Here is a 9,259-nt window from a genome sequence, read left to right on the forward strand (position 1 = left end):
CGTGTGGCTGCCTCAGCGGGCGGCCTTGGCGTGACGACGGGCGGCGCGGAAGGACCCGTCGATGCTCCAGCGGCCGGCCCCGAGCAGCAGCAGGGCCAGGCCGACGGCGGCCAACAGCAGCTCGAACTCGCCGGTGAAACCGGGCTGGCCCGAGACGAAGGGGTTGTGCTTGCCCCACTTGACCAGCGCCAGGGCGCCGATTGCGATCGCAGCAACACCCAGGCCGGCCAGGCGGGTCAGCAGGCCGAAGATGAGCGCGACGCCGGCCAGCACCTCGGCCACCCCGACGCCCCAGGCCAGCCAGTGCGGGCTGGGCAGGTTGAGCGAGTTCATGAAGGCCTCGGTGCCGGCGATGTTGGTGAGCTTCTGCACGCCGTGGATGGCCATGATGGCGCCGGTCACCAGGCGCAGCAGGAAGAGCCCCAGCGAGGCGGGGAAACGGTCGGTGGTGGGCTTGGGGACCACGGGGGCGACGGGATCGGGGCCGTCGGCCACCGCCACCTTGCCCAGGCTGCGGTCACGCGCGGCGCGCTCGCGGGCGCGCTGGGCGGCGCGGTCGTCGGCCTCGGCCTGTTCGGCCGCGATCTGGGCCTGGCGCAGTTCCTCGCTCTGGAAGACCTGCGTGGCCTCGGTGGCGCCGCCGCGGGTGCGGTGCACCTGGGTGGGTTCGTCGGATCGGTGGTAGTCGTCGTACCTGTTGTCGGTCACGATGCGTCCTTTGGTCGGGGAAGTGCTCCACACGGGTCGCCGGGGGCTGCTGTTCCCGTGGGTGCCAACATGCCAAGCCATGATCCCATCCGCAGCCCTGCCTGTGCACTCCCCCACACCAGCCGGCCGCCCACCGAGGAGAGCAAGGACGGGTATCCGTCGTGACTTGACCCCGGTCCTGCGCCGCACCCGACGGACTCCACGGGCGCCGGGGCTCGAACCTGTCGGGGAACTGAAGGGACCCAGAAGGGTGTGTCCCCTGATGGCGTGACACGCCTGGCGCGACATTTCGACGCCACAGTGGGTCAGATGTCCCCCCAGCACGTGACAATCGCGCCCCCGAAGTTGAAGAACTGCTGAACCGGGCGACGTTCTGGCTGGTCGAGCGCCACTTCGATCACTTGTGATCACTTTCCACTTCGAGGCATGGTTGTCACGTCGCAGGGCGCTGATCGGGGGATCCGGGCCCAGCGGAGGGAAGTTTCGGGGGAAGCGACCCACCCAGTTCGGGGAACTGGATGCACTACCGGCGCAGGCTTCGGGGGGAAGCCACCCGCCAGCCGATTCGGGGGAATCGGAGCTCGCGGAAGGTCTCCGGGACCGGATGCGACAGGCCCGCAGGATTCGGGGGAATCCGCCAAGGGCCGAACACGGCAGAGGTTCGGGGGAACCAGACGCCATGGATCGAATTCGGGGGAATCATCGATCCGCAGGACCTGAAGGGCCCGGACAGCATGTGTCCGGCCCCTTGTTCCGTTCCCGCGCTGCCCCAGTGGCGAGGCCGGGTGGCCCGGGGGAGAGTGCTAGCGGTTCTCGGCCAGTGACAGCAGCAGCGACTCCATCGCCAGCAGGGGCGCCACATTGGTCTCCAGGGCCTCGCGGCAGGCGATGATCGCGTCGATGTGGCGCAGCGTCACCTCCGGTGAACAGGCCCGGGCCGAACGCTCCAGCTGCGGACGCATCTCGCCATTGATCAGGTGCGGGCCCGAAGACGACGGCATCTGGCCGTGCAGCGCCTGGGCCGGCAGCGGCGCGGCGATGGCACCCGTCTGCAGGGCCAGCACGTCGCGGTACCAGGTGGTCAGCTCGGTGAGCACCCGGTCGAGGGCATCGCGCTGGATCCGCTTGGCGCGGGCCTTCTGCTGTTCCTCGAGCTCCTTCAGCGCCGCCGCGGCCTGCCGGGGACGCGCCCCCTTGGTGCCGAAGCCCAGCGCCTCCTCCAGCTTCTGCCGCTCGGCGGCATCGGTGGCCTCGGTCGCCTTGCTGGCCTCCTCGGCGGCAGCCTTGACCAGGTTGTCGGCGGCCGTCAGGCAGGCACCGACGCTGACCAGCTGGCCCGGGATCTTCAGCACGGCATGGCGACGGTTGCGGGCGTCCTCATTGCGGGCCAACACCCGGGCCCGACCGATGTGGCCCTGCGCGGCCCGAGCGGCATGGCTGGCGACCTCCGCGTCGATGCCGTCGCGCCACTGCAGCAGCTGTGCGACGGCATCGTCGCGCGGGGTGGACAAGGCCAGCGCCCGGCACCGCGAGCGGATGGTGACGATCACGTCGTCGGCGGTGGGGGCGCACAGGATCCACACCGTCTTGGGGGCCGGTTCCTCGATGGCCTTGAGCAGTGCATCGGCGCCCTGGTCGGTGACCCGGTCGGCGTCCTCCATCACGATCACCTGGTGACGGCCCATCGTCGGGCTCATCGCGGCCCGACGCACCAGGTCGCGCACCTGCTTGACGCCGATGCTCAACTCCTCGGTGCGCACCAGCGTCACGTCCGGATGCGCCCCCGACAGGCTGGTGCGGCACTCATTGCACTGGCCGCAGCCGCCGCGCGGGCACTGCAGCGCCGCCGCGAAGGCGCGGGCCGCATTCGAACGTCCCGATCCGGGTGGGCCGGTGACCAGCCAGGCATGGGTCATGGCATAGGCCTCGCCGCTGACCGCCCGCTGCAGGGTGGCGACGGCACGCTCCTGCCCGACCAGTTCGTCCCAGACCCCGCCGGGCAGCTGTGTGATGCTCATGGGTCGAGTCTGCCAGCCGCCCCCGACAGTCCCGGTGCCTCCGGGCCGTCCTGCCCGGCGGCCGCGGCGCGCTGGTCGAGCAGCTGCTGCACCCGCTGCTGGATCCGGGCGGCGACGGACTCGATCGAGTCGCGCGCCGGCAGCACCAGGTAGTGCTCCGGATCGCGCTCGGCCAGCCGCAGGAAGCCCTGGCGCACCCGCCGGTGGAAGTCATCGCCGGCACCCTCGATCCGGTCCTTGTCGGCGATCCGGCTCACCGCCTGCGACGGGTCGACGTCGAGCAGCACGGTCAGGTCGGGGCGCAGGCTCTGCGTCGCCCACAGCGCGATCGTCTCGACATCGTCGGGCGGCAGGTTGCGGCCGGCAGCCTGGTAGGCGATCGTCGAGTCGACGTAGCGGTCACAGACGACCACCTCGCCGCGGGCCAGCGCCGGGCGCACCACCTCGACGACGTGCTGGGCCTTGTCGGCGATGTAGAGCAGGCACTCTGCGCGGGCGGTGATGTCGCCCGAATCGGGGCTGAGCACCAGGCGTCGCACCTGGGCTCCAAGCCAGGAGTCCCCCGGCTCGTGCGTGACGATGTAAGGGTGCCCGGCCCGCTGCAGCCAGCCGGCCAGCTGGCGAACCTGGGTGGACTTGCCGGCCGAGTCGCCACCCTCGAGGACGACGAAGAGCCCGTCCGACGGCCTGCTCACTGCTGCCCCCTGTCGTGCTCGTGCTCATGCTCGTGGTTCCGGTGGCCGCGGGTTTCGGGCTTCTTCCTGCGCAGCTTGCGCAGCCGCTTCTCCACCTCGGGCCAGGTCTCGATGAAGCGACCGCGCCAGCCCATCCGCTCCTGACGGCCGCGCTCGAAGCGCCGCCCCTCCTGGAAGGCGGTGGCCGCGTCCCAGTCGAGCTCCAGGTGCGGCTCGTCCAAACCGGGCGGCATCTGGCAGTGCTCGAGCAGGCTGATGCTCTCGTCCAGTCGTTCCTCCAGCTTGCGGGCCCGCTTCTCGCCCAGCAGAGCGGCGGTGTGCGCCATCGTCACCACCCGCCGTGCCGCGGTGAGCGTGGCCGCCCACCGCTCGTCACCGGAGGACAGGGTGAGGCTGTGGGCCCGGTCGAAGAGCAGGGTGGCGCCCAGCACCACCTGGTCGTCGAGCACCTCGACCGCCCGGTGCTGCGACAGGTTGCCGAGCTTGGGCGCGCGCACGCCCAACACCAGCGAGTCGATGACGTTGAAGTAGTCCTCGGGCAGCTGGCCGATGGTGCGGCTGGCCAGAGTGGGCAGCACCAGCTCGATCTCGTGCTCCACCCGCTCGCGCCAGGCCGGCTCCAGGGCGAAGGACAGGCTGCGCAGTTCGCCGCGCAGCCCGGCCAGCTGCTCGCGCAGCAGGTCCATGTCGGTGCTCTCACCGCTGCGCAGCGCCAGGTCCGCGCGCATCATGGTGTCCAGGCGCCGGGCGAAGAGCCAACTGACGAAGGCCTCCAGTGTGCTGTCCTCGCCCAGCTCATAGGGCCCGCGGAAGTCGCTCAGGCCGGTGGCGGGCGGGCCGATGCGGGCCGGCAGGCTCGGGAAGGACTCCACCCTGGCACCGCCGATGTCCAGCATCGCGTCGCACAGGTGCTGGCGCTGGGCGCGGGTGGCACCCGGCTCCAGCTTCACCGTCACCTCCCGGTAGCGGGCGGTGGTGACGCCCCCGCGACGAATCGTGATCTGGTCGTCGCGCAACCGGGCGACGGTGGCGCCCTCGGCGTCCACCAGCAGCCAGCCGGTGCGCCGGCGCCCCAGGGCCGCGACGGGCCCCAGCGGGGCGCTGCGACGGAAGGGGTGCACCAGGCGCGCCATCTGCTCGGGCAGCTCGTCGACGGCCCCGTGCTGGTCGACCATCCCGGCCGGCAGCCAGGGCTGCCAACCCGGGGCGTCCAGGAACCACTCCCCCAGGCCCTCGCTGACCCGGTGGGCCAGGACGATCCCGGCGCGCAGCAGCCGGTGGTCGGCGCTGTCGAGCAGCGTCACATCGGTCGCGGCCGAGTGCCCGCCGCCGCGACGAACCACCTTGTCGAGCCCCAGTTCCGGGTTCACGACCACCGGATTGGTGGCGCCATAGGGCAGGGCGAAGCGCAGCACCCGCGTCTTGCCGGCCATGGCGGATCAGCTCGCGTCAGGGGTCGTCGCAGTGGCCTTCGCAGTGGTCTTCTTCGCCGCCGTGGCGGTCTTCTTGGCGGCGGTCTTCTTCGCGGTGGTCTTGGTGGCAGTCTTCTTGGCGGCCGTCTTCGTGGCGGTGGTCTTCTTGCGCGTGGCCTTCTTCGCCGGTCCCTTGGCGCGCTTCTCGGCCAGCAGCTCGGCGGCACGCTCCAGCGTGATCTCCTCCACCGAGTCGTCGCGGCCCAGCGTCGCGTTGTACTCGCCGTCGGTGACATAGGGGCCGAAGCGACCGTCCTTCACCAGCACCGGGGTGCCACTGACCGGGTCAGTGCCGAGCTCCTTCAGCGGCGGCTTCGCGGCCGCTCGGCCCCGCTGCTTGGGCTGGGCATAGATCGCCAGCGCCTCGTCCAGCGTGATGTCGAAGATCTGCTCCTCGCTGGTCAGCGAACGCGAGTCCGTGCCCTTCTTCAGGTAGGGGCCGTAGCGGCCGTTCTGGGCGGTGATCTCGACGCCCTCGGCGTCGGTGCCCACCACGCGCGGCAGGTTGATCAGGCGCAGCGCCTGCTCCAAGGTGACGTCCTCGACGGTCATCGTCTTGAACAGGCTGCCGGTGCGCGGCTTGACCGCATTCCTGCCCCTGGTGGGCACGTCCTCGCCCAGCACCTCGGTGACATAGGCACCGAAGCGGCCATTGCGGGCCACGATCATGGTGTGCGTCTCGGGGTCCATTCCCAGCTCCCGCTCCTCGCCCATCGGCTTGCTCAGCAGCTCGCGGGCCAGCTCGACGGTCAGCTCGTCGGGCGGCAGGTCGTCGGCCACCGAGGCGCGCTTCTCGTCCTCGCCCTCCACATAGGTGCCATAGCGGCCCACCCGCACGTTGATGCCGTCGTCGATGTCGCCGATCGGGAAGGTCGACAGCCCACGGGCGTCGATGTCGCCCAGGTGGTTGACCAGCTGGTACAGGCCCTCGCGGCCGTCCGGGGTGGGGGTCTCGACGTCGTCGGGACGCTCCTCGCTGCCGAAGTAGAACTGGTTGAGCACCTGCAGCCGCTTCATGTTGCCCTTGGCGACCTCGTCCAGGTCACCCTCCATGGAGGCAGTGAACTGGTAGTCGACCAGCTTCGGGAAGTGCTCCTCCAGCAGGCGGGTGACGCTGAAGGCCAGCCAGGTGGGCACCAGCGCCGAGCCCTTCTTGAAGACGTAGTCGCGGCTGGTGATGGTGCGGATGATCGACGCATAGGTGGACGGGCGGCCGATCTCCAGCTCCTCGAGCTTGGCCACCAGGCTCGGCTCGGTGTAACGGGCCGGCGGCCGGGTCTCGTGGCCGGCCGCATTGACCTTCGCTGCCTCCAGGGCCGCGCCCTCGGCCAGCTTCGGCAGGCGCGCCTGGGCGTCGTCGGACTTCTCCTCGACGTCGTCATTGCCCTCCACGTAGGCCTTGAGGAAGCCGTGGAAGGTGATCACGCGGCCGCTGGCGACGAAGCCAGCCCCCGAGACCTGCTGCAGGCCGCTGGTGCCGCCGTCGATGGTGATCGGCTGGCCGGGGGTGGCCTCGATCCGCACCGTGACCGTGTTGCCCCGGGCGTCGGCCATCTGCGAGGCGATGGTGCGCATCCAGATCAGCTCGTAGAGGCGGAACTGGTCGCCGCGCAGCCCCGTCTGGCCGGGGGTGCGGAAGGAGTCGCCGGCGGGACGGATCGCCTCGTGCGCCTCCTGCGCGTTCTTCACCTTGGAGGAGTAGATGCGCGGATTGTCGGGCACGTGGTCGGCGCCGAAGAGCTGCTCGGCCTGGCTGCGTGCGGCAGTGATCGCCTGGCTCGACAGCTGCACCGAGTCGGTACGCATGTAGGTGATGTAGCCGCCCTCGTAGAGCTGCTGCGCCACGCTCATCGCCACCTGCGCGCTCATGCCGAGCTTGCGGCCGGCCTCCTGCTGCATCGTGGTGGTGCGGAAGGGCGCATAGGGCTTGCGGGTGTAGGGACGCGACTCGACCGAGACGACGCGGTAGCCGGCCTGCTCCAGGCCCTTCGACAGGGCCTTCGCGGCGGTCTCGTCCAGCGCCACCGCACCCTTGGCCGTCAACTGTGCAGAGGCGTCGAAGTCGCGGCCCGCGGCCACCTTGTGACCGTCGACAGTGGCCAGCCGGGCGCTGAACTGGCGCGGCTCGGCCTGTTCGCCGGCATCGAGGATGGCCTCCAGGTCCCAGTAGGAGGCGGCGCGGAAGGCCATCCGCTCGCGCTCGCGGTCCACCACCAGGCGGGTGGCCACCGACTGCACGCGGCCGGCCGACAGGCGCGGCTTCACCTTCTTCCACAGCACCGGGCTCACCTCGAAGCCGTAGAGGCGGTCGAGGATGCGGCGGGTCTCCTGGGCGTCGACCAGGTCGAGGTCCAGGTCGCGGGTGTTCTCGACGGCCTCGGTGATGGCCTGCTGGGTGATCTCGTGGAAGACCATCCGCTTGACCGGCACCTTCGGCTTCAGCTCCTGCAGCAGGTGCCAGGCGATGGCCTCGCCCTCGCGGTCACCATCGGTGGCCAGCAGCAGCTCGTCGACGCCCTTCAGGTCGTCCTTCAGCTTGCGGATCGTGGCCTTCTTGTCGGCCTGCACCACGTAGAGCGGCTCGAAGTCGCCGTCGACGTTCACGCCGGTGCGCGCCCACTTCTCACCCTTGTACTTGGCCGGCACCTCGGAGGCGCCGCCGGGAAGGTCGCGGACGTGGCCGCGGGAGGACTCCACGATGTAGCCGTCGCCCAGATAGCTCCCGATCTTGGTCGCCTTGGTGGGCGACTCGACGATCACGAGACGGCGGGGGGCTGAAGACATGGGGACCATACCTCTGGGTCGGGAGTGTGCGGTGGTGCGGACACCTCGGTGATGAGGGCCTCGGTCTCGGCAGTCCTGCCGGGACCATTGGGGCACATGCTATCCACACCCCCGCACAGCACGGTCCCGTCCCGTGCGAGTGTGCCCTCAGGCGGCCACCAGCAGGCCGTCGCGCAGGGCCTGGCGAAGCTTCGGCAACACCTCGGCCCGCACCGCCTGCGGATCGGCCTCCAGCAGCACCGCGATCGCCTCGATGATCTGCCCCAGCGAGAGATCCCCGTCGCAGGCACCCAGGACGCCGCCGAGCACCGTGTCCACCTCCATGGCGCGGCGAAGCCCCGCGGCGCTGCGCAGCACGATGTGGCGCGGGTCCTCGGCGCCCGGCTCCCCGATGGTCTCCTGGTCGACGTGCTCGGCCAGCCGCCAGTGGCCGGCGAGCAGCTGGTCCTCGCCCAGCAGCGCGTGCGTGACGCAGGACTGGTGCTCGGCCAGCGCCTGTCCGACGGGCTGGGCGATCGCGTGCGGCCAGCTCTCCACCTGCACGTCGGGGGTGGGGCGCAGCGCGCGGGTGAGCGTGATCCAGCCCATCCCGACCCCGACGATCCCCAGCCCCTTGAAGTAGTCGAGCCACTCGCGGTAGCGCTGCTCCCACTCGGGGCTGCCGGCCAGCCCGGCGTCGGTCAGCCAGACCTCGATGTAGTCGTAGATGTCGAGCCGTTCGCGCTCCACCACCCACACGTCACAGTCGCTGCCGGCGGCCCAGCCCGCGACCCGCTCCTGCCACGGCTGGCCCTCGACGATCGCCCAGTTGCCCAGCACCTGCAGCGAACCGCCCGGATTGAGGTGGGCGGGTGCCCCCTTGACGACGGCCTCCACCAGCCCGTCGCCGGCGAAGGAGCCCTCGCGGTAGACCAGGCGCTCGCCGTCCTTGCTGGGCGGGCTCATCACATAGGGCGGGTTGGTGACGATCAGGTCGAAGGTCTCGCCGGCCACCGGCTCGTAGAGGGAGCCGTCGCGGATGTCGACGCTGGCCCGGTTGAGGGCCGCCGTCAGCCGGGCCAGCTCGAGCGCGCGCGGGTTGACGTCGGTGGCCACCACCCGCTCGGCGTGCTGCAGCAGATGCAGGCTCTGCACGCCGCAGCCGGTACCCAGGTCGAGGGCGCTGCCCACCGGGGTGCGCATCGTCATCTGCGCCAGCGAGGTGGAGGCCGGTGAGACGCCCAGCACGTAGTCGGGACGGGTGCGGGTGACCATCTGGTCGAGGCCGGGCGACAGGTCGCTGACCACCCAGCCCGAGGCACCGTCGTCGGGTGAGCCATAGGGCCGGATGTCCACCTCGGCCAGTACCTGGTTGCCGTCGAGGCGCAGCAGGCCTGCCGCCACCAGGTCGTCGAGTGGGAGCGCCGCCGCGGCATCGACACGGGCGACGGGTCGCTGCAGCGGCCACAGCCGCACCAGCGTGGCCTGCGGATCGGTGGCGTCACCGAGGATGTCGAGCGCGGGAATGGTGGAATTGCGCCCCAGACCTGCCTGCCCGGCCTCGCCGATGCGCTCCACCACCTCGTCGACGGTGTAGTGGGCA

At 70.9% G+C, this 9,259-nt stretch carries 6 protein-coding genes; all 6 read right to left on the minus strand.

Annotation, left to right across the window (positions count from 1 at the left end):
• Positions 1-12: 12 nt before the first annotated feature.
• The gene (locus ACHFFZ_RS14350; protein WP_394277280.1) at positions 13-708 is read right to left on the minus strand and encodes a DoxX family protein; all 696 of its coding nucleotides are present in this window, start codon (positions 706-708) and stop codon (positions 13-15) included.
• An 803-nt stretch (positions 709-1,511) separates the two neighbouring features.
• Positions 1,512-2,720 carry a DNA polymerase III subunit delta' gene (locus ACHFFZ_RS14355; protein WP_394277285.1) on the minus strand — a complete coding sequence of 403 codons (1,209 nt, stop codon included), beginning with the start codon at positions 2,718-2,720 and terminating at the stop codon, positions 1,512-1,514.
• Between the two features lie 2 nt (positions 2,721-2,722).
• Positions 2,723-3,421: a dTMP kinase gene (tmk, locus tag ACHFFZ_RS14360; protein ID WP_394277281.1), complete on the minus strand. Its 699-nt coding sequence runs from the start codon at positions 3,419-3,421 to the stop codon at positions 2,723-2,725.
• On the minus strand, positions 3,418-4,854 hold the full coding sequence (locus ACHFFZ_RS14365) for a hypothetical protein (protein WP_394277282.1): 1,437 nt from the start codon (positions 4,852-4,854) through the stop codon (positions 3,418-3,420). The genes tmk and ACHFFZ_RS14365 overlap by 4 nt, the downstream gene beginning before the upstream one ends.
• A gap of 6 nt (positions 4,855-4,860) precedes the next feature.
• Complete coding sequence (gene topA, locus ACHFFZ_RS14370; RefSeq protein ID WP_394277283.1) at positions 4,861-7,677, minus strand: type I DNA topoisomerase; 2,817 nt, start codon at positions 7,675-7,677, stop codon at positions 4,861-4,863.
• 147 nt (positions 7,678-7,824) lie between these two features.
• A partial coding sequence (locus ACHFFZ_RS14375) for a methyltransferase (protein ID WP_394277284.1) occupies positions 7,825-9,259 on the minus strand: 1,435 nt, incomplete at its 5' end.

Origin of the sequence: Luteococcus sp., from assembly GCF_043424415.1 — a bacterium.
In the GTDB taxonomy this organism is placed as follows: Bacteria; Actinomycetota; Actinomycetes; order Propionibacteriales; family Propionibacteriaceae; genus Luteococcus.

Bases quoted from the DNA above. Each gene is read 5' to 3' on its own strand.
- ACHFFZ_RS14365 (WP_394277282.1), bottom strand. From the start codon at position 4,854: ATGGCCGGCAAGACGCGGGTGCTGCGCTTCGCCCTGCCCTATGGCGCC.
- topA (WP_394277283.1), bottom strand. From the start codon at position 7,677: ATGTCTTCAGCCCCCCGCCGTCTCGTGATCGTCGAGTCGCCCACCAAG.